This is a genomic window from Burkholderia sp. Ax-1720, from assembly GCF_011753035.1.
Lineage (GTDB): Bacteria > Pseudomonadota > Gammaproteobacteria > Burkholderiales > Burkholderiaceae > Burkholderia > Burkholderia gladioli.
This window is the reverse complement of sequence record NZ_VWWK01000139.1, coordinates 1-19,205: the sequence shown is the minus strand read 5'-3', so window position 1 is coordinate 19,205 and position 19,205 is coordinate 1. Positions and strand designations below refer to the sequence as shown.

The following is a 19,205-nucleotide window of genomic DNA, read 5'->3' as shown; positions in this document are numbered from 1 at the left end:
GCCACGTCGAGCACCGCGCCGCCGGCGGGCACCAGGTGCGACCAGCCGGCCACCCAGCGCGACGGCGCCGCGCTCGGCCGCTCGGCCGGCGAGGCGCTTGCCTCGCTCATGCCGCTCGCGCGGCTCGCGTCACCGTGGAGGGGAATCGTGGTCATCGCCGCGCGCCGCTCAGTTGTACGACAGGCCCATCGCGTCACGCACGTCGCGCATGGTCTCGACCGCGTGCTTGCGTGCCTTGTCGCAACCGTCGGCGACGATCGCGCGCAGCAGCGACGGGTCGTCCATGTACTTCTGCGCGCGCTCGAGCATCGGCTGCTGTTCGCGCAGGATGCCCTCGACCACCGGCTGCTTGCAGTCCAGGCAGCCGATGCCGGCCGACTTGCAGCCCTTCTGCACCCACTCGCGCGTGGGTTCGTCCGAATAGACCAGGTGGAACTGCCAGACCGGGCACTTTTCCGGGTCGCCCGGATCGGTGCGGCGCACGCGAGCCGGATCGGTCGGCATGGTGCGGACCTTCTTGGTGATGGTCTCGGCATCCTCGCGCAGGCCGATGGTATTGCCGTAGGACTTCGACATCTTGCCGCCGTCCAAGCCCGGCATGCGCGAGGCTTCGGTCAGGAGCGCCTGCGGCTCGACCAGGATGATCTTGCGCGCGCCTTCCAGGTAGCCGAACAGCCGCTCGCGATCGCTCATCGACAGGCTCTGCGATTCCTGCAACATCGCGCGCGCCTGCTCGAGCGCCTCGTCGTCGCCTTCCTGCTGGTAGGCGTTGCGCAGTTCGCGATAGAGCTTGGCGCGCTTGCCGCCGAGCTTCTTGGCCGCCTCCAGCGCCTTCTCCTCGAAATCGGCCTCGCGGCCGTACAGGTAGTTGAAGCGGCGCGCGATCTCGCGGGTCATCTCGACGTGGGGCACCTGGTCCTCGCCGACCGGCACCAGCGAGCCGCGGTACAGCAGGATGTCGGCGGCCATCAGCACCGGGTAGCCGAGGAAGCCGTAGGTCGAGAGATCCTTGTCCTTGAGCTTTTCGATCTGCTCCTTGTAGGTCGGCACGCGTTCGAGCCAGCCCAGCGGCGTGCTCATGCCCAGCAGCAGCGCCAGCTCGGCGTGCTCCGGCACCTTGCTCTGGATGAACAGCGTGGCCTGGGCCGGGTCGATGCCGGCCGCGATCCAGTCGATCAGCACTTCCCAGACGTTCTTCTCGATCACCTCGGGCGTTTCGTAGTGGGTGGTCAGCGCATGCCAGTCGACCACGCAGAAGAAGCACGGGTATTCGGATTGCAGCTTCGCCCAGTTCTTCAGCACGCCATGGTAATGGCCGAGGTGGAGCGACCCGGTGGGACGCATGCCGGAAAAGATACGATCGGGGAACATGATTATGTTTTAGAAAAGCGAGGCAAAGGGAGTCAGGATGGCCGTCACGATGCTGTAGCCGATGCCGACGCCCGGCCGCAGCCAGAACTTCGTCAGCAGGCCCGTCATGATCAGCAGCAGGACGATGATGAAACCGTAAGGCTCGATCTTCGACAGCGCGATCGACTGCTTGGGCGGCAGCAGCGCCGTGAGCACGCGCCCGCCGTCGAGCGGCGGCAAGGGAAACAGGTTCAGCACGCCCAGCACCAGGTTCACGCCGACGCCGGCCGCGGCCATGCGCGTGAAGAAGGGCTCGTCGACCGAGGCGGCCGCCAGGCCGACCGACACGAAGCCCCACACCAGCGCCTGCACGAAGTTGCAGGCCGGCCCCGCCGCCGACACCCACAGGCTGCCCCAGCGCGGGTTGCGCAGGTTGCGGAACGCGACCGGCACGGGCTTGGCATAGCCGAACAGGAAGGCGCCGCTGGTCAGGAAGTACAGCACCAGCGGCATCACGATGGTGCCGACCGGATCGATGTGGCGCATCGGATTGAACGACACGCGGCCGAGCGCGTAGGCGGTGTTGTCGCCGAGCAGGCGCGCGGCGTAGCCGTGCGCGGCCTCGTGCAGGGTGATCGCGAAGATCACCGGCAGGGCGTAGACGACGATGGTCTGAATCAGATTGTCCATGGCGCGGTATTGTAACAAGCGGAAAACGGCCGACGGACAAACCGGCGGCCGGCAATCATGACAGTCGATGACGGGCGGCCGCTCAGGCCTCCGCGCTCAGCCCGAAGGGTTCGAGCGAGCCGCGGCCGGCGCGCACCAGCACCGGCGCGTCGCCGGTCAGGTCGACGATGGTCGAGGGCTCGCGCGGGCAGGCGCCGCCGTCGATCACCAGGTCCACCTGCTTTTCCAGGCGTTCGCGGATTTCCTCGGGGTCGTTGAGCGGATCGCTGTCGGGCGGCAGGATCAGGGTGGTGCCGAGCAACGGCTGGCCGAGCGTCTCCAGCACCGCCAGCGTGATCGCGTGATCCGGCACGCGCAGCCCGATGGTCTTGCGCGAGGGATGCGAGAGCCGGCGCGGCACCTCCTTGGTGGCCTGCAGCACGAACACGTAGGGCCCCGGCGTGACCGACTTGATCAGCCGGTACTGGTGGTTGTCGACCATCGCGAAATTGGCCAGCTCGGACAGGTCGCGCACCAGCAGCGACAGCAGTTGCTTGTCGTCGAGCCCGCGGATCTTGCGCACGCGCTCGACCGCGGTCTTGTCGTCGAGATGGCAGGCCAGCGCGTAGCTGGAGTCGGTCGGCATGGCGATCACGCCGCCCTGCTTCACGATCTCGACGGCCTGGCGCACCAGCCTCGGCTGCGGATCTTCCGGGTGAATCCTGAAGTACTGGGACATGGGATCAGTGGGGAGTGGGCGTCGCCCGCGCGTGCATGGCGCGCCGGGGCTGAAGCCGCGCGCCGCGCGCGGCCGTGGGTCAGAGCCAGCGTTCCCAGACCGGTTTCAGGTCCGGCGGCAGCGGCGGCAGGCTGCCGAGCTCGACGACGCTCTCGCCCGGCGCATGGAAATCGGAACCGCGCGACGCCTCGAAGCCGTAGCGTCGGGCGACCTCCGCGTACTCGCGATACTGGTCGGGCGTGTGGCTGCCCGTGACGACCTCGATCGCGCGGCCGCCCAGGTCGATGAACTCGCCGAACAGCGCGCCGAATTCGACCGGCGTGTAGGCGTAGCGGCCCGGGTGGGCGATCACGGCCTCGCCGCCGGCCTGCTGGATCCAGCCGACCGCGTCGTCCAGCCTGGCCCAGCGATGCGGCACGCAGCCGGGCTTGCCGTCGCCGAGATAACGCGCGAACACCTCGGAGGTGCTGGCCGCATGGCCGGCCTCGACGAGGTAGCGCGCGAAATGGGTGCGGGAAATGAGGTCCGGGTTCGAGACGTAGCGCAGCGCCCCTTCGTAGGCGCCGGGGATGCCGATCTCGGCGAGCCGCTCGCCCATCTCCAGCGCGCGCGCGGCGCGGCCGTTGCGGGTGCGATACAGGCCGTCGACCAGCGCCGGCGCGGCCGGATCGACGTTGAGGCCGACCACGTGGACCGTGCGCGAAGCCCAGGTCACCGAGATCTCGACGCCGCAGACATAACGCATGCCGAGCGCCTGCGCGGCCTCGCGCGCCGCGAGCTGGCCGCCGACCTCGTCGTGGTCGGTCAGCGCCCACAGCGTGACGCCCGCCGCGTGCGCGCGTTGCGCGACCTCGGCGGGCGTCAGGGCGCCGTCGGAGACGTTGGAATGGCAGTGCAGATCGGCGTTCATCGTCGGAATCGGGTGCATGCGGACATTCTACTGCAACGCCGCACGATCGCCGCGGGGCCGGACCGGCCGGCGGGCCTGCCCGCGCGGCCCGTGATCCGAAACGGAGACGAAATGGGACGAGATGGGACGAAAACCGGCTGCAAACAGACGGAAAACGGGCCGCCGCGGGACGGCCCGGCGCGGCGTCAGGCGCAGAAGGCCTCGATCAGCGCCGCGATCTGCTCCGGCTGGTCGTGGTGCACCATGTGCCCGGCTTCCTCGATGGTCTTCTCGCGCCAGTCGGGAAAGGCGGCGAAACGCTTGCGGAATTCGTCGAGCGGGATCCGGCCGGCCAGCATGCGCAGCGTCGGCGAATCGACCGCCTCGACATGCAGCACCTTGGCGCGCACCCGCGACCAGACCGCCATCACCTCGTCGAGCCGGTACAGCAGCGGCCCGGCCTGCTTGTGGGCCGGATCGGCCAGCAGGTGGTACTGGCCGTCGTCCTCGCGGCGCGCCCAGTGGTTGGCGAGAAAACGCGCGCGCTCGGGCGCGAGCCGCGGGTTGGTCTTCATCAGGCGCTCGGCCACCTCGCCGAGCGAGGCATAGGGCTTGAGCAGCGGCGGCTCGCGCAACTCGTCGAGCCAGGCGGCCAGCCGCAGCGGCGCCTGCGAGGCCGGCGGCGGCGCCAGCCCGAAACCCTCCAGGTCGACCACGCGGCGCACCCGCTCCGGCCGCGCGCCGGCATACAGACAGACCACGTTCGCGCCCATGCTGTGGCCAACCAGGTTGACTTCGCCCTCCGGCGTGTAGTGGTCGATCAGCGCCTCGAGATCGCCGAGGTAGTCCATGAACCAGTAATGGCCGCCGCCCTGCGCGGCCACCGGCCAATCCGACAGCCCGAAACCGCGCGCATCGGGCGCGATCACCTGCCAGTCGCCGGCCAGCGCGTCGACCACGAACTGGAACGAGGCGGCCACGTCCATCCAGCCATGCAGCATGTAGAGCACCGGCGCATCGGGCCGGCCCCAGCGGCGCACATGCAGGCGCACGCCGCGCACGGTCACGAATTCGGAAATGGAGTCGGAATGGGTCTGGGTCATCGCGGCCGCCAAAAAAAGAATGGTCGTTCGATTATATCGGCGACGCTGCGACGATGTGTGCAATGGTGCTGAGGCGGCGCATGTGTCGAGGCACTTCTCTAGGCTGCATTTGCGTCGCGATGCGCCGTGCCGGGGCGCGCTCGCTCAGTCTGGCGTGCCGGCGGGCGGCGTGTCGCGATCCTGGGCGACCAGCGCATCCAGTTCCAGCTCGTCGAAACCGGCGTCGCGGCGCGCCTCGAAGTTGAACGGCCCGCGCAGCCGCGGCGCATGGTACTGCTCGGCGAGCCGCAGGTAGGCCGGATGCGGTTCGAGCCCGGCCCGCGCGCAGAGATGGCGGAACCAGCGGTTGCCGATCGCCACATGGCCGATCTCGTCGCGCAGGATCACGTCGAGGATCGCGGCCGATGCCTCGTCGCCGGCCTGCATCAAGCGCGCGCGGATCGGCGGCGAGGCGTCCAGCCCGCGCGCCTCCAGCGTGCGCGGCACCAGCGCCATGCGCGCGAGCACGTCGCCTGCGGTGCGCTCGCACATTTCCCAGAGCCCGTCGTGGGCCGGGAAATCGCCGTAGGCGTGCCCCAATTCCGCCAGGCGCGCGGCCAGCAGCGTGTAGTGATACGCCTCCTCGGCCGCCACCTTGAGCCAGTCGGCGTAAAAGGCCGCGGGCATGGCCGGGAAGCGCCATACCGCATCCAGCGCGAGATTGATCGCGTTGAATTCGATATGGGCCAGCGCGTGCAGCAAGGTGGCGCGCCCGGCTTCCGAGCGCATCGAGCGGCGTTGCAGGAAGCGCGGCTCGACCAGTTCCGGGCGCGCCGGGCGCCCCGGCAAGGCCGGCGGCGGCGCGAAGCGGCGCTCGGGATCGACCTCGGCGCGGCCGGCCAGCCACTGCGCATGCAGCGCGCGCACCTGCGCGGCCTTGGCGACCGGTTCGGCCTCGAGCAGCGCGGCGAGCGCCGCCGCGCGCACGCAGCGGGCGGGCGTGGAAGAGGAAACGGACGGCGCGGCGAAGGAGAAATTCGGGTCGGACATGAAAACGGCTTCGGCACAGCGTACGCGGTCAATTCGCGCAAGCATTTACAATAGCGGATTCGGGTAGACGCCAGCATCGCGCGGATCATGCCGATCCCGCGCACGACGCCTGCCCACGGCCCCAGGCGGCCGCGCACATTGTACCGGCGCGCGACACGCGCCCCACCGGCTCAGCGAACCCCAGGAGACAACGCGTGACCATCTACAAGCTCGGCGAAGACGCCCCCACCATTCATGAAAGCGTGTTCGTCGCGGATACCGCGGCGATCATCGGCAAGGTGGTGCTCGAGGAGAACGCCAGCGTCTGGTTCGGCGCCACGATCCGCGGCGACAACGAGCCGATTGTGGTCGGCGCCGGCAGCAACGTGCAGGAAGGCGTGGTGCTGCACACCGACCCGGGCTGCCCGCTGACGGTAGCCCCGAACGTGACGATCGGCCACCAGGCGATGCTGCACGGCTGCACCATCGGCGAGGGTTCGCTGATCGGGATCCAGGCGGTGGTCTTGAATCGGGCGGTGATCGGCCGCAACTGTCTGGTTGGCGCCGGCGCCGTGGTGACCGAGGGCAAGGTGTTCCCGGACAACTCGCTGATCCTGGGCGCGCCGGCCAAGGTGGTACGCACGCTGAGCGAGGAAGACATCGCGCGCATGCACGCGAACACGCACAACTACGCGCAGCGACGCGCGTATTTCAAGGAGCAGTTGGTGCGGATCGGCTGAATGCCGCGCCGCCGCTGCCCGTCAATCGAGGAACCGAAGTGAGCGACCAGTTACAGAAATTCATGTTCAACACGGCACCGGTGCGCGGCGAGATCGTCTCGCTGGGCAGCACCTGGCGCGAGGTGCTGACGCGCCGCAACTACCCGGCGCCGGTGCGCAACGTGCTCGGCGAGATGATGGCCGCCTGCGCGCTGCTGTCCGCGAACCTGAAGTTCAACGGCACGCTCATCATGCAGATCTACGGCGACGGGCCGGTCAAGATGCTGGTGGTGCAATGCGGCTCGGATCTCTCGATCCGCGCCACCGCCAAGCTGTCGGACGCCACCGCCGCCACGCTCGGCGAAGGCATGTCCTTCGTCGACCTGGTCAACGCCAGCGGCCACGGCCGCTGCGTGATCACGCTCGACCCGGCCGACAAGAAACCCGGCCAGCAGCCCTACCAGGGCATCGTGCCGCTCAACGACCACGACGGCCCGATCGAGTCGGTCGCGCAGATGCTCGAGCACTACATGCACCATTCCGAGCAGCTCGACACGCGGCTGTGGCTGGCCGCCAACGGCGAGCGCGCGGTCGGCATGCTGCTGCAGAAGCTGCCGGGCGACGGCGGCATCGTGCCGGCCGCCAACGAGCCCGACCTCGATACCTGGGAGCGCGTCTGCACGCTGGGCAGCACGCTCTCGTCGCAGGAATTGCTCGATACGGAACCCGAGACGGTGTTTCGGCGTCTGTTCTGGCAGGAAAGCGTTCGCCACTTCGAACCGGCCGCGACGCGCTTCCAGTGCACCTGCTCGCGCGAGAAGGTGGGCGGGATGCTGCGGATGCTGGGCCGCGAGGAAGTGGACAGCGTGATCGAGGAACGCGGCCATGTCGAGATTCATTGCGAATACTGCAACGAGCGTTATGAATTCGACCCGGTCGACGTCGAACAACTGTTCGTGACGCCTGAAATCGGCGCCGGCGTCGCGCCGGCCGGCGAACAGCGTCACTGAGGCTCGCGCGTCGCCGCGAGTGCCTTGAAGAAGGTAGAAGGAGAAGCCGTCATGAAGTCCCTGCCCCTGTCACTTTCGCTGCCGGCGGCCCTCGTCGCGCTCACGCTGGCCGGCTGCGCGGTGCCGCCGTCCTCGACGGTGCTGAGCCGCCTGCCCGATGGCCAGCCCGGCGCGGCCACCGCCACGGCCCAGCCGCTCACGGCCGCGGAAAAACAGCGCTACGACGCGATCGACCGGCAGGTGCTGCGCGAGCAGAACGAGATCATGTCGGCCGAGGCCGCCGCGCGCGCCTATTCCTACTACGCGCCGACGCCGGTCACCGTCTACGGCGGGTATTACGGCGGCGGCTGGAATCGCGGCTGGGGCACTGGCGTCGGTTACGGCTACCCCGGCTGGGGATGGGGCTGGTAAGCCGCTCGCGCCGTCGATCGAGCGCCTCGCCAATGAAAAAGCGCGACCTTCGGGTCGCGCTTTTTAGTTTCCGCCGCCGCCTCGCCGCTACCAGCCGGCGCGAGCTTCTCGCCCGTCAGTGATGCTCGGCGCGCCCGTGATGCCGCTCGGGCTTGGCCCGCGACACCGGATTCGGCACCACGCGCACCGGCGCGCTGCTGGTATCGCCATGGTTGGTCAGCGAGGCGGTCGAATTCTGGTTCGGCACCATCGGCGCCGGCGAATTCGGCGAGACGAACTGCACGAACACCTCGCCATCCTTGACCATGCCCATCTCGTAGCGGGCCCGCTCCTCGATCGCCGCCGTGCCGTTCTGCAGATCCTGCACCTCGCCGGCGATCCGCTCGTTGCGCAGCTTCTCGTCGGCGTTCTTCTGCGTCTGGTTGAGCAATTCCTGCCGCAATTCGTGCACGCGCAGCCAGCCGCCATGCCCCCACCACAACGGGTACTGAATCAACACCAGCAAGGCGATCAGGACGACAGTGACAAGCCGCATGTACGAGCCGCAGATATAAGAAGCGCCGCTTCACGAGGGTCGCGAAGCGGCGTCACGGGTGACTAGACCGGATAGTAACGCGTTAGCGCAGGTTGTAGAACGCCGACTTGCCCGGGTAGCTGGCGATATCGCCGAGATCTTCCTCGATGCGCAGCAGTTGGTTGTACTTCGAGATGCGGTCGCTGCGCGAGAGCGAACCCGTCTTGATCTGGCCGGCGTTCAGGCCGACGGCGATATCGGCGATCGTCGAATCTTCCGTCTCGCCCGAGCGATGCGAGATCACGGCCGTGTAGCCGGCGCGCTTGGCCATCTCGATGGCCGCGAAGGTTTCGGTCAGCGTGCCGATCTGGTTGATCTTGATCAGGATCGAATTCGCGATGCCCTTCTCGATGCCTTCCTTGAGGATGCGCGTGTTGGTGACGAACAGGTCGTCGCCCACCAGCTGCACCTTCTTGCCCAGGCGCTCGGTCAGGAGCTTCCAGCCGTCCCAGTCGCTTTCATGCATGCCGTCCTCGATCGAGACGATCGGGAACTTGTCGGCCAGCGTGGCGAGGTAGTCGGCGAATTCGGCCGACGACAGTTGCAGGCCTTCGCCGGCGAGCTGGTACTTGCCGTCGTGGTAGAACTCCGAGGCCGCGCAGTCGAGCGCCAGCAGGACGTCCTCGCCGGCGCGGTAGCCGGCCTTCTCGATCGCCTGGAGGATGGTCGACAGGCATTCGTCGTTGCTGCCGAAGTTCGGCGCGAAGCCGCCTTCGTCGCCCACCGCCGTGCTCATGCCGCGATCCGACAGGATCTTCTTGAGCGCATGGAACACTTCGGCGCCGCAGCGCAGCGCTTCGCGGAAGGTCGGCTGGCTGACCGGGACGATCATGAATTCCTGGATGTCCAGGCTGTTGTTGGCGTGCGCGCCGCCGTTCACGATGTTCATCATCGGCACCGGCAGCTGCATCGCGCCCGAGCCGCCGAAGTAGCGGTACAGCGGCAGGCCGGCCTCTTCGGCGGCGGCCTTCGCGACGGCCATCGAGACGGCCAGCATCGCGTTCGCGCCCAGGCGCGACTTGTTGTCGGTGCCGTCGAGCTCGAGCAACGTCTTGTCGAGGAAGGCCTGCTCCGACGCGTCGAGGCCCATGATCGCCTCGGAGATTTCGGTGTTGATATGCTCGACCGCCTTCAGCACGCCCTTGCCGTTGTAGCGGCCGGTTTCGCCGTCGCGCAGCTCGATCGCCTCGCGCGAACCCGTCGACGCGCCCGACGGCACCGCGGCGCGGCCCATCGTGCCCGATTCGAGCAGCACGTCGCACTCGACGGTGGGATTACCGCGCGAATCCAGAATCTCGCGGCCGATGATATCTACGATTGCACTCATGATTTCCTCTGAGGATGACGATGAATTCCGTCGTGAAGGCTGTGCCGGCGAAGCGGACCTTGCTACAGACGTCCGCCACCGCCGCCAAGTTCATGCATTAGTTGAAATCGTTTTCCAGGAACGGCGCGCGCTTGACCGCCGCGTCGAGCGTGACGAGCGTCTCGAGCAGCGCGGCCATGCGATGCAGCGGCACGGCGTTCGGGCCGTCGGACTTCGCCTCGGCCGGGTTCGGATGGGTTTCCATGAACAGGCCCGCCACGCCCGTGGCCACCGCCGCGCGCGCCAGCACCGGCACGAACTCGCGCTGGCCGCCCGAGCTGGTGCCCTGCCCGCCCGGCAGCTGCACCGAGTGGGTGGCGTCGAACACCACCGGCGCGCCGGTCTCGCGCATGATCGCCAGCGAGCGCATGTCCGACACGAGATTGTTGTAGCCGAACGAGACGCCGCGTTCGCAGGCCATGAAGCGGTCCTCGGAGAGGCCGGCCTCGCGGGCCGCCGCGCGCGCCTTGTCGATCACGTTCTTCATGTCGTGCGGCGCGAGGAACTGGCCCTTCTTGATGTTGACCGGCTTGCCCGAGCGCGCGCAGGCGTGGATGAAGTCGGTCTGCCGGCACAGGAAGGCCGGCGTCTGCAGCACGTCGACCACCGCCGCGACCGGCTCGATCTCGTCCACCTCGTGCACGTCGGTCAGCACCGGCAGGCCAAGCTGGCGCTTGACCTCGGAGAGGATGCGCAGGCCCTCGTCCATGCCGGGGCCGCGAAACGAGGTGCCCGAGCTGCGATTGGCCTTGTCGAACGAGGACTTGTAGATGAACGGGATGTTCAGCTTCGCGCAGATTTCCTTGAGCCGGCCCGCCGTGTCGATCGTCATCTGCTCCGATTCGACGACGCAGGTGCCGGCGATCAGGAAGAACGGCCGATCGAGGCCGACCTCGAAATCGCCCAGTTTCATGCTTTCACTCCGGCACGCGCCTGCTGGCTGGCGAGCGCGGCTTCGACGAACGACTTGAACAGGGGATGGCCGTCACGCGGCGTGGAGGTGAATTCCGGGTGGAACTGGACGCCGACGAACCAGGGGTGCATCGAGCGCGGCAGCTCCATCATTTCCGGCAGGTCCTCGCTCGGCGTGCGCGCGCTGATCACCAGGCCGCCCGACTCGAGCTGCGGCACCAGGAGGTTGTTCACCTCGTAGCGGTGACGGTGACGCTCGTTCACGTCGCTGCCGTAGATTTCCTCGGCCAGCGTGCCGGCCTTGATCGGGCAGCGCTGCGAGCCCAGGCGCATGGTGCCGCCCAGGTCCGATGCCTCGGTGCGCTTCTCGACCTTGCCTTCGCGGTCGTACCACTCGGTGATCAGCGCGACCACGCGGTTCGGCGTCTCGGGATCGAACTCGGTGCTGTTGGCGTCCTTCAGGCCCACCACGTCGCGCGCGAATTCGATCACCGCCAGCTGCATGCCCAGGCAGATGCCGAGGTACGGCACCTTGGACTCGCGCGCGTAGCGGATCGCCGCGATCTTGCCTTCGGTACCGCGACGGCCGAAACCGCCCGGCACCAGCACGGCGTCGAGATGCTTGAGGCTGTCGACGCCCTTGGCCTCGATCTCTTCCGAATCGAGGTACTCGATATTGACCTTGGTCGAGGTGTGGATCGAGGCGTGGCGCAGTGCCTCGATCAGCGACTTGTAGGATTCGGTCAGCTCGACGTACTTGCCGACCATGCCGATCGTGACCTCGTGCTTCGGATGCTCGAGCTTGTCGACCAGCGAGGCCCACATGGCCAGGTCGGCATCCTTCACGGTCAGCTTCAGTTCCTCGCAGATGATGCGGTCCATGCCCTGGTCGTGCAGCATCTGCGGGATCTTGTAGATGCTGTCGACGTCCCACACGGAAATCACCGCGTCTTCCGGCACGTTCGAGAACAGCGAGATCTTCTGCGATTCGTCGTCGGGGATCGGACGGTCGGCACGGCAGAGCAGCACGTGCGGCGAGATGCCGATCTCGCGCAGCTTCTGCACGCTGTGCTGGGTGGGCTTGGTCTTCAGTTCGCCCGCCGTGGCGATGAACGGCACCAGGGTGAGGTGCACGAAGCAGGCGCTGTTGCGGCCCAGGCGCAGGCTCATCTGGCGCGCGGCCTCGAGGAAGGGCAGCGATTCGATGTCGCCGACCGTGCCGCCGATCTCGACGATCGCCACGTCCGGCTCGCCGCAGGTGGCGGAAGCCGCGCCGCGCTCGATGAAGGCCTGGATCTCGTTGGTGATGTGCGGAATCACCTGGACCGTCTTGCCCAGGTAGTCGCCGCGGCGTTCCTTGCGGATCACCGACTCGTAGATCTGACCGGTCGTGAAGTTGTTGGCCTTGCGCATCTTGGTGCTGATGAAGCGCTCGTAGTGGCCGAGGTCGAGGTCGGTCTCCGCGCCGTCTTCCGTCACGAACACTTCGCCGTGCTGGAACGGGCTCATCGTGCCGGGGTCGACGTTGATGTACGGATCGAGTTTGAGGAGGGTGACTTTCAGACCGCGCGATTCGAGGATCGCGGCGAGAGAAGCGGCGGCAATCCCCTTGCCGAGGGAGGAAACTACGCCGCCGGTGACGAATACATATTTGGTCATCGCTGGATGCTCGCGGGAAAAACGGATTATACCGTAAAGACCGCGTATCTCTCAGCAATTGCGGGCCGATCGCGCCCTATCCTTGAGCGGCGCGGGAGAGCGGCCCGCCGGGCCGCGCCGGCCGGTTCGCGGCGGCGCATCGACGGCACCAGCACCCGCATATCGGCGTCGCATCGACGGCATATCGACGGATTCCGCGGCGGCGCCAGCGCCCTGCCCGCGGCGCTCGCGATCGCCGCGAGCGCATCGCGACCGCCGCCTACGCCGCCTCCACCGAACGCAGCGTATTCAGCATGCGCTGCAAAGCGCGCGCCGTATCCAGCGGCCGCTCCATCGGGAACAGGTGCGAGCCCTCCAGCCATTCGACGCGCCCCTGCGCGACGCGCTGCGTCGCCTCCAGCCCGACCTGGCGCACCTCGCGCGAGCGCGTGCCGGCCAGGAAGCCGACCGGCACCGGCGCGCCGTGCGCCAGGCGCGGGCCGAGCGTGTGCGGCAAGGTGCGGTAGATCATGTATTCGATATCGCGATCGAAGGCGAGCCGGCGCTCGCCCGAGGGGTCCGTCTGCGGAATGCCGTGGTCGATGTAGTCGGCCAGCATCCGCTCGTCCCAGCGCGCGAAGGCCGGCTTCTCGTAGAAATGCCGCCAGGCCTCCTCGCGATCGGCCCAGCGGGTGCGGCGCGTGCGGGTGGCCGCGGCCGGCGAGAGCCGCTCGTCGAGGCCGGCCCACTGGCTGAAGCGCAGCGCGCTGCTGCGCCAGCCCGCGATCACGGGCGAGTCGAGCATCACCACGCCCTTCACCCATTGCGGCTTCTGCAGCGCCGCCATCAGGGATAGATAACCGCCCAGCGAATGGCCGACCAGCCAGACCGGGCGCGTGTAGTCCCGGCCGATCGCCTCCAGCAGTTCCTCGACCAGGTGGGGCCAGTCGCGCGTCACGGGGTAGCGCCGGTCGTGGCCGATCCGGTCGATATGGCGCAGGTCGTAGTCGTCGGCCAGTTCGGCGAAGATGGTCCGGTAGATCGGCGCGGGAAAACCGTTCGCATGAGAGAAGTGGAGGATGTCCTTCAAGTCGCCGCTGTCTCCTGGTTTCATCATGTGGGTCCGGGTCGAGGCCGGGCTCGCCGCTCCCCGCCTGCGCGGGGAGGCGATCGCCAGTGCCGATGGCAGCGAGCATAGCGCGTCCGGGCCGCGCCATCGCGAAGCGCGGCGGCGGCGCCTCGGCCGTTGCCCCGCGCCGTTTCGAAATCATCGGATAAGCGCTTGATTTTCCTGGCATCGCGCCGGCCCTCGCCGCTTTGATGGTTCCCTCTACTGGCTATCCGCGGCGACGTCTCTGCCCGCTCACGGCGCCATCCAGTAACGCCGATGACGTTCGCGATAGCGCTCGACAGGCAGCCCGTCCCGCGCGGACGGGTCGTTCAGCATCACGCTCACGGCGCCGTCCCGATCGCTGCGCGCGAGTTCGATGCCGCGGGCGGCGTAGCGTGCCCAGACGGTCGGATGCGGGTGCCCGAAGCGATTGGCGTGACCGAGCGGGAACCAGGCCGCGCGCGGCGCGACCGCGTCGACGAAGGGCTCCCAGGACGAGGTGCGGCTGCCGTGGTGCGGCACCACCAGCACCTCGGCCGCCAGCGCCGCGCGCTCGTCGCGCACCAGCGTGCGCTCGACCCCGGTGTCGATATCGCCGGTCAGCAAGGCCGCCCGGCCGCCCGCCGAGACATGCAGCACGCAGGAGCTCGCGTTCGGCGCGTCCGCGTCAGGCTCGGCACGCGGCCACAGCACTGCGAAATGCACGCCGTCCCAGGTCCAGCGCTGCCCGGCCCGGCAGGCCAGCCGATCCACCACCCCGGCCGCGCGCGCCAGCCCCCACAAGGCCTTATCGCGCGGCAGGCCGCCGGTCAGTTGCCCGACCGGCAAGGCCTCGAGCACGGCGGTCGCGCCGCCGGCATGATCGGCATCCGCGTGGCTGATCATCAGCGTGTCGAGCGAACGGATGCCCTTCGCCCGCAGGAAGGGCACGACGATGCGCTCGCCGGCCCGGGTCGATTCGGCGCCGGGGCCGGCGTCGAACAGCAAGCGGTGATGCGCCGTCTCCGCCAGCACGGCCAGGCCCTGGCCCACATCGAGCAGGGTCAGCCGGAGCGCGCCGGCGGGCGGCGCCTGCGAGGGCGGCAGCACCAAGGGCAGCCAGGCCAGCGGCGCCGCGAAGCGCAAGGGCCAGCCGCGCGGCATCAGCGCCCAGCCGGCGCCCGCCAGCGCGGCGAGCAAGGCGAACCAGGATGGCGACGGCATCTCGGCCACCGCTGCCAGCCCGACCGGCATCGCCTCGAACAGCGCGAACATGGCGGTGAGCAGCGCATGCGCGGCCCGCAAGGCCAGCGCGTCGAGCGGCGCCGGCAACGCCATGCCGGCCAGCACGATCGGCGTGACGAGCGAGCCGACCCAGGGGATCGCGAACGCATTCGCCAGCGCGCCGGCCAGCGGAACCTGGCCGAACCAGAGCACGGTGAACGGCGCGAGACCGAGCGTGACGGCGTATTGCACGCGCGCGCCGTTCGCGCCGACACGAGCCAGGCGCGCCGCCGCGCGGCGCAGGTGCTGCCGCGTGCCGCCCGGATCCAGGCCACCCGCTTCCACGGCAGCCGGCTCGTCCGCCGGCCAGGGCCGCGCCGCGCGCCCCGACACCGCGAACAGGATCACCGCCACCGCCCCGAACGACAGCCAGAAGCCCGGCATCAGCACGGCCCAGGGATCGGCCAGCAGCACGCAGCCGAGCGCCGCGGCGAGCGTGGTCGAGGGGGCGATCGACCGGCCCGACAAATAGGCCAGGCAGGCCACGGCCAGCATCCACCAGGCGCGCTGCGCCGGCACGTTGAAGCCGGCCAGCGCGGCGTAGCAGCCCGCCCCCGCGATCGCCGCCCAGGCGCCGGCATGCGGCGCCGGCAGCCACAGGGGCAAGGCCATGCCGCGCACGCTGCCGCGCCGCCATAACGCGGCAGCCAGCCAGGCGGCCAGCGCGCCGACCATGCCGATATGCAGGCCCGAGATCGCCACCAGGTGGCTGGTGCCGGTGGCGCGCAGCACCTGCCGGTCGAGCTCGGCGATATCGTCCTGTGCGCCGATCGCCAGCGCGATGACGATGCCCGCATGCGGCGCGCCGTCGAGTACCGCGCGGATCCGCTCCCGCACGCGATGGCGCAGCCGGTCCACCACGGCGGCCGCGTCGCGTGAACTCGCGTCGAGACGCGAGGCATCGCGCGACGAGGACACGTAACCCAGCGCGCGAATCCCGCCCGCGAGCCAGGCCGCCTCGGCATCGCGCAAGCCGGCGTTGGCATTGGCGTGCGGACGCTTCAGGCGCACCCGCAGGCGCCAGCGCTCGCCGGGCCGCACTTCGGGCGGCGCCGCCTCGCGCCGGTCGTAGCGGATCCAGGACAGGCGCAGCCGCGCCGGAAACCGGAGCAGCCCCGTATCGTGGCCGTCGACGTCGAGCAGGAAGCGCTGCCCTTGCGCATCGCGCGCCGGCAGGCCGCGCACCACGCCCGTGACGAGCACCTCGCGCCGCTGCCATTCGAGCGGCAGGTCGTCGGCCAGGCGCAGGTGCGCGCGCATCGCGGCATAGCCATGACCGGCCAGCGCGGCCAGCAGGAGCACGCTCAGGATGGTCGCCCATCGCGCGCCGCGCGACGGAGCGGCCCGCCGAACCATCACGAGCAGCGCGAGCAACAGCGCCACCGCGCCCAGCGCCGCGCCCGCCTCGGCCACGCCGGGCAGGCGCGCCTGCCGCTGCAGCATCACGACACCCAGCGCGAACGCGATCCAGATCTCCCGCATCGGCATGTCGGCCCCTCGCGCGCCGAACGCTCGGCATCTCCCGCCGACGATTATGCGGATCGACAGGCGCGCCGGATCGATCCGGCGATCGAGCCGGCCGAACGGGCTATATCAGGAACGGAAAATCAGGCGGGAGAAATCAGGAAAGCGGATGCAGCCTGGGCATCGCCGCATGCGCGTTGGCGGTGGTCGCCCGCGCGATGGCCTCGGGCTCGCTGCCGCGCAAGGCGGCGATCGCCTCGCCGATGCGCGGCACCTGGTCGGGCGTGTTGCGCTGCTTGTAGATCCATTCGGGGGCGATGTCGGGTGCGTCGGTCTCGACCACCAGCGCCTCGATCGGCAACTGCTCGGCGAGCCGGCGAATCTGCCGCGCGCGCTCGAAGGTCACGTTGCCGCCGAAGCCCAGGTGCAGGCCCTGCGCGATGAAGGCCTCGGCCTGCTGGAAGCTGCCGTTGAAGGCATGGGCGATGCCGCGCCGCACCCCGAAGCGCCGCAGCCCCGCCAGCACGCGATCCTGCGACTTGCGCACGTGGCAGAGCACCGGCAGCTCGAATTCGCGCGCGAGCTTCAGTTGCTCGTAGTAGAAGTGCTCCTGCCGAGGGTTGTCGAGCCCCTCGACGAAGTAGTCGAGCCCGATCTCGCCGATCGCGACGAAGCGCGGATCGTCCAGGCTCGCCTCGATCTCCATGCGCAGCCGGTCGAGATCCTCGTCGCGGGCGCCGGGCGTGTAGAGCGGATGGATGCCGAGCGCGTAGCTGCCGCCGGCGGTGCGATGCGCGAGCTCGCGCACCGTCTCGAAGTTGTCGCGCCCGATGCTCGGGATCACGATGCCCGACACGCCCGCATCCGCCGCCGCATCGACCACGGCCTCGCGGTCCGCGTCGAATTCACCGGCATCGAGATGGCAGTGCGTGTCGATCCACATCGGCTCAGACCGGCACCGCCGGCTCCTCGTGCAGCACGCCGTCGCGCAGCCGCAGGATGCGGTCGCAGCGCCCGGCCAGCTCGGGATCGTGCGTGACGATCACGAAGCTGGTGTCGAGCGTGCGCGACAGTTCGAGCATCAGGTTGAAGACATTGTCGGCGGTCGAGCCGTCGAGATTGCCGGTGGGCTCGTCGGCCAGCACGCAGGCCGGCTTGGTGACCAGCGCGCGCGCCACGGCCACGCGCTGGCGCTCGCCGCCCGACAGCTCGCCCGGGCGATGCCGGGCGCGATGGCCGAGGCCGACCCGCTCCAGCATCTCCTGCGCTTCGTGGCGCGCCTCGGCCGCGTTGAGACGACGAATCCGCAGCGGCATCGCGACATTGTCGAGCGCCGAGAATTCGGGCAGCAGATGGTGGAACTGATAGACGAAACCCAGCGCGCGATTGCGCAGTTCGTTGCGCTCGCGCTCGCCGAGCCGCGTGAAGGGCTTGCCGAGCAGCGAGACCTCGCCGGTGCCCGGTTCGTCGAGCCCGCCCAGCACGTGCAGCAGGGTGCTCTTGCCCGAGCCCGAGGCGCCCACGATCGCCAGCTTCTCGCCGCGATGGACGGTGACGGAGGCGTCGGCCAGCACGCGCACGTCGAGCCCGCCCTGCTGGAACGATTTGGTGATGCCGCTGGCTTCGAGCACGGTTTCGCGCATGCGCGGGTTTCCTGTTGAGTTCGGGTTCATGGCCGGTTGCACGAGCCGCTCATTCATAGCGCAGCGCCTCGGCCGGGCGCACCTTGGCGGCGCGCCAGCTCGGATAGAGGGTGGCCACCGCCGACAGCACGAAGGCGATCACGCCGATCTTGGCCACGTCGCCGGCCACCAGCTCGGAAGGCAGCTCGCTGATGAAGTAGACCGAGGGCGGCAGGAACTGCACGCCGAAGGCATGCTCGATCATCGGGATCAGCCAGGGGATGCTCCAGGCGATCAGGCTGCCGAGCGCCACGCCAGAGAGCGTGCCGACGAAGCCCACCGTCACGCCCTGCACCACGAAGATCTTCATGATCGAGCCGGGCTGCGCGCCGAGCGTGCGCAGGATCGCGATGTCGGCCTGCTTGTTGGTGACCGTCATCACCAGCGAGGACACCAGGTTGAAGGCGGCCACCGCGATGATCAGCGTCAGGATGATGAACATCATGCGCTTCTCGATCTTCACGGCCGAGAACCAGGTCTTGTTCTGCTGGGTCCAGTCGCGGATATAGAGATCGCCCGACAGCGAATGCGACAGTTGCACCGCCACCTCGGGCGCGCGCTGCATGTCCTTGAGCCGCAGCCTGACGCCGGTCGGCGCCGGCAACCGGAACAGCTTCTGCGCGTCCTGGATGTCGATCATCGCCAGCGTGCTGTCGTATTCGTAATGCCCCGACTCGAAGATGCCGACCACCGTGAACTGCCTCACCCGCGGCAGCATGCCGGCCGGCGTGACGGTGCCCTCGGGCACGAACATGGTGACCTTGTCGCCGACCGATACGCCCAGATTGCTGGCCAGCGCGGTGCCGAGCACGACGTCGAACTGGCCCGGCTGCAGGGCGGCCAGCGAGCCGGCCTTCATGTCCTTGGCGATGTCGGTCACCTGCGGCTCCAGCGTCGGATCGACGCCGCGCAGCAGCACGCCGCTGACGGCGTCCTGGCGCGTGAGCAGGGCCTGTGCCTCCACATAGGGCGCCGAGCCGATCACTTCCGGGTTGCGGCGCGCCTCGTTGGCGGTCAGTTGCCAGTCGGGCATCGAGCCGGTCGGCGAGAAGATCTCGACGTGCGCCAGCACCGACAGCATGCGGTCGCGCACCTCCTTCTGGAAGCCGTTCATCACCGACAGCACCACGATCAGGGCCGCCACGCCGAGCGCGATGCCGAGCATCGAGACGGCGGCGATGAAGGAGATGAAACCGTTGCCGGTCGTGCGTTTGCCGGCGCGCGTGTAGCGCCAGCCGATCTGCCATTCGTACGGGAGTTTCAAGCCTGTCCTTTTCACTGGTTGCGGCGGCCGGCA

At 69.0% G+C, this 19,205-nt stretch carries 18 protein-coding genes; 3 read left to right on the top strand and 15 right to left on the bottom strand.

Annotated features, from left to right (window positions below):
• Window positions 1-168 precede the first annotated feature (168 nt).
• The 6 genes from F3J18_RS27755 to F3J18_RS27730 form a co-directional block, all read right to left on the bottom strand.
• Window positions 169-1,371, bottom strand: a complete 1,203-nt coding sequence (locus F3J18_RS27755) for a tryptophan--tRNA ligase (RefSeq protein ID WP_013698707.1) — start codon at window positions 1,369-1,371, stop codon at window positions 169-171.
• A gap of 9 nt (window positions 1,372-1,380) precedes the next feature.
• Window positions 1,381-2,040, bottom strand: coding sequence for a site-2 protease family protein (locus F3J18_RS27750; RefSeq protein WP_017919656.1), 660 nt, complete (start codon window positions 2,038-2,040; stop codon window positions 1,381-1,383).
• A gap of 82 nt (window positions 2,041-2,122) precedes the next feature.
• Complete coding sequence (locus F3J18_RS27745) at window positions 2,123-2,758, bottom strand: L-threonylcarbamoyladenylate synthase (RefSeq protein ID WP_025099056.1); 636 nt, start codon at window positions 2,756-2,758, stop codon at window positions 2,123-2,125.
• A gap of 79 nt (window positions 2,759-2,837) precedes the next feature.
• Window positions 2,838-3,668: a 3',5'-nucleoside bisphosphate phosphatase gene (locus F3J18_RS27740; RefSeq protein WP_013698710.1), complete on the bottom strand. Its 831-nt coding sequence runs from the start codon at window positions 3,666-3,668 to the stop codon at window positions 2,838-2,840.
• 185 nt (window positions 3,669-3,853) lie between these two features.
• A complete protein-coding gene (locus F3J18_RS27735; protein ID WP_166915333.1) occupies window positions 3,854-4,750 on the bottom strand; it encodes an alpha/beta hydrolase in 897 nt (298 codons plus the stop codon).
• A 144-nt stretch (window positions 4,751-4,894) separates the two neighbouring features.
• Window positions 4,895-5,779 carry a ferritin-like domain-containing protein gene (locus F3J18_RS27730; RefSeq protein WP_166915331.1) on the bottom strand — a complete coding sequence of 295 codons (885 nt, stop codon included), beginning with the start codon at window positions 5,777-5,779 and terminating at the stop codon, window positions 4,895-4,897.
• 194 nt (window positions 5,780-5,973) lie between these two features.
• Between F3J18_RS27730 and F3J18_RS27725 the strand changes: the two genes are divergently transcribed.
• The 3 genes from F3J18_RS27725 to F3J18_RS27715 are packed head-to-tail and all read left to right on the top strand — an operon-like array spanning window position 5,974 to window position 7,898.
• Window positions 5,974-6,498, top strand: coding sequence for a gamma carbonic anhydrase family protein (locus F3J18_RS27725; protein ID WP_166915329.1), 525 nt, complete (start codon window positions 5,974-5,976; stop codon window positions 6,496-6,498).
• A gap of 38 nt (window positions 6,499-6,536) precedes the next feature.
• Window positions 6,537-7,487, top strand: a complete 951-nt coding sequence (gene hslO / locus F3J18_RS27720; protein ID WP_025099060.1) for an Hsp33 family molecular chaperone HslO — start codon at window positions 6,537-6,539, stop codon at window positions 7,485-7,487.
• A 51-nt stretch (window positions 7,488-7,538) separates the two neighbouring features.
• A complete protein-coding gene (locus F3J18_RS27715; protein ID WP_025099061.1) occupies window positions 7,539-7,898 on the top strand; it encodes a hypothetical protein in 360 nt (119 codons plus the stop codon).
• A gap of 115 nt (window positions 7,899-8,013) precedes the next feature.
• Here F3J18_RS27715 and ftsB read toward each other — a convergent pair whose 3' ends face one another.
• The 9 genes from ftsB to F3J18_RS27670 form a co-directional block, all read right to left on the bottom strand.
• Window positions 8,014-8,433 carry a cell division protein FtsB gene (ftsB, locus tag F3J18_RS27710; RefSeq protein WP_166915327.1) on the bottom strand — a complete coding sequence of 140 codons (420 nt, stop codon included), beginning with the start codon at window positions 8,431-8,433 and terminating at the stop codon, window positions 8,014-8,016.
• An 82-nt stretch (window positions 8,434-8,515) separates the two neighbouring features.
• Entirely contained in the window at window positions 8,516-9,799 is a 1,284-nt protein-coding gene (eno, locus tag F3J18_RS27705; RefSeq protein ID WP_013698717.1) for a phosphopyruvate hydratase, read from the bottom strand.
• Between the two features lie 97 nt (window positions 9,800-9,896).
• The gene (gene kdsA, locus F3J18_RS27700; RefSeq protein ID WP_017919662.1) at window positions 9,897-10,751 is read right to left on the bottom strand and encodes a 3-deoxy-8-phosphooctulonate synthase; all 855 of its coding nucleotides are present in this window, start codon (window positions 10,749-10,751) and stop codon (window positions 9,897-9,899) included.
• Entirely contained in the window at window positions 10,748-12,409 is a 1,662-nt protein-coding gene (locus tag F3J18_RS27695; RefSeq protein WP_166915325.1) for a CTP synthase, read from the bottom strand. Before F3J18_RS27695 ends, kdsA begins: the two co-directional genes overlap by 4 nt.
• Before the next feature lie 259 nt (window positions 12,410-12,668).
• The gene (locus F3J18_RS27690; protein ID WP_166915323.1) at window positions 12,669-13,478 is read right to left on the bottom strand and encodes an alpha/beta hydrolase; all 810 of its coding nucleotides are present in this window, start codon (window positions 13,476-13,478) and stop codon (window positions 12,669-12,671) included.
• A 273-nt stretch (window positions 13,479-13,751) separates the two neighbouring features.
• Complete coding sequence (locus F3J18_RS27685) at window positions 13,752-16,244, bottom strand: DNA internalization-related competence protein ComEC/Rec2 (RefSeq protein WP_166915321.1); 2,493 nt, start codon at window positions 16,242-16,244, stop codon at window positions 13,752-13,754.
• A gap of 139 nt (window positions 16,245-16,383) precedes the next feature.
• Window positions 16,384-17,169, bottom strand: a complete 786-nt coding sequence (locus tag F3J18_RS27680; protein WP_166915319.1) for a TatD family hydrolase — start codon at window positions 17,167-17,169, stop codon at window positions 16,384-16,386.
• A gap of 4 nt (window positions 17,170-17,173) precedes the next feature.
• Window positions 17,174-17,926 (bottom strand): lipoprotein-releasing ABC transporter ATP-binding protein LolD, encoded by a 753-nt coding sequence (lolD, locus tag F3J18_RS27675; RefSeq protein ID WP_205195599.1) that lies wholly within the window; start codon window positions 17,924-17,926, stop codon window positions 17,174-17,176.
• Entirely contained in the window at window positions 17,919-19,172 is a 1,254-nt protein-coding gene (locus F3J18_RS27670; protein ID WP_025099068.1) for a lipoprotein-releasing ABC transporter permease subunit, read from the bottom strand. The genes lolD and F3J18_RS27670 overlap by 8 nt, the downstream gene beginning before the upstream one ends.
• Between the last annotated feature and the right edge of the window lie 33 nt (window positions 19,173-19,205).

Coding starts and splice junctions, on each gene's coding strand:
- lolD (WP_205195599.1), bottom strand. CDS start 17,926: ATGAATGAGCGGCTCGTGCAACCGGCCATGAACCCGAACTCAACAGGA.
- kdsA (WP_017919662.1), bottom strand. CDS start 10,751: ATGAAACTGGGCGATTTCGAGGTCGGCCTCGATCGGCCGTTCTTCCTG.
- eno (WP_013698717.1), bottom strand. CDS start 9,799: ATGAGTGCAATCGTAGATATCATCGGCCGCGAGATTCTGGATTCGCGC.
- F3J18_RS27695 (WP_166915325.1), bottom strand. CDS start 12,409: ATGACCAAATATGTATTCGTCACCGGCGGCGTAGTTTCCTCCCTCGGC.
- F3J18_RS27685 (WP_166915321.1), bottom strand. CDS start 16,244: ATGCGGGAGATCTGGATCGCGTTCGCGCTGGGTGTCGTGATGCTGCAG.
- F3J18_RS27750 (WP_017919656.1), bottom strand. CDS start 2,040: ATGGACAATCTGATTCAGACCATCGTCGTCTACGCCCTGCCGGTGATC.
- ftsB (WP_166915327.1), bottom strand. CDS start 8,433: ATGCGGCTTGTCACTGTCGTCCTGATCGCCTTGCTGGTGTTGATTCAG.
- F3J18_RS27680 (WP_166915319.1), bottom strand. CDS start 17,169: ATGTGGATCGACACGCACTGCCATCTCGATGCCGGTGAATTCGACGCG.
- F3J18_RS27730 (WP_166915331.1), bottom strand. CDS start 5,779: ATGTCCGACCCGAATTTCTCCTTCGCCGCGCCGTCCGTTTCCTCTTCC.
- F3J18_RS27735 (WP_166915333.1), bottom strand. CDS start 4,750: ATGACCCAGACCCATTCCGACTCCATTTCCGAATTCGTGACCGTGCGC.
- F3J18_RS27745 (WP_025099056.1), bottom strand. CDS start 2,758: ATGTCCCAGTACTTCAGGATTCACCCGGAAGATCCGCAGCCGAGGCTG.
- F3J18_RS27755 (WP_013698707.1), bottom strand. CDS start 1,371: ATGTTCCCCGATCGTATCTTTTCCGGCATGCGTCCCACCGGGTCGCTC.
- F3J18_RS27740 (WP_013698710.1), bottom strand. CDS start 3,668: ATGAACGCCGATCTGCACTGCCATTCCAACGTCTCCGACGGCGCCCTG.
- F3J18_RS27715 (WP_025099061.1), top strand. CDS start 7,539: ATGAAGTCCCTGCCCCTGTCACTTTCGCTGCCGGCGGCCCTCGTCGCG.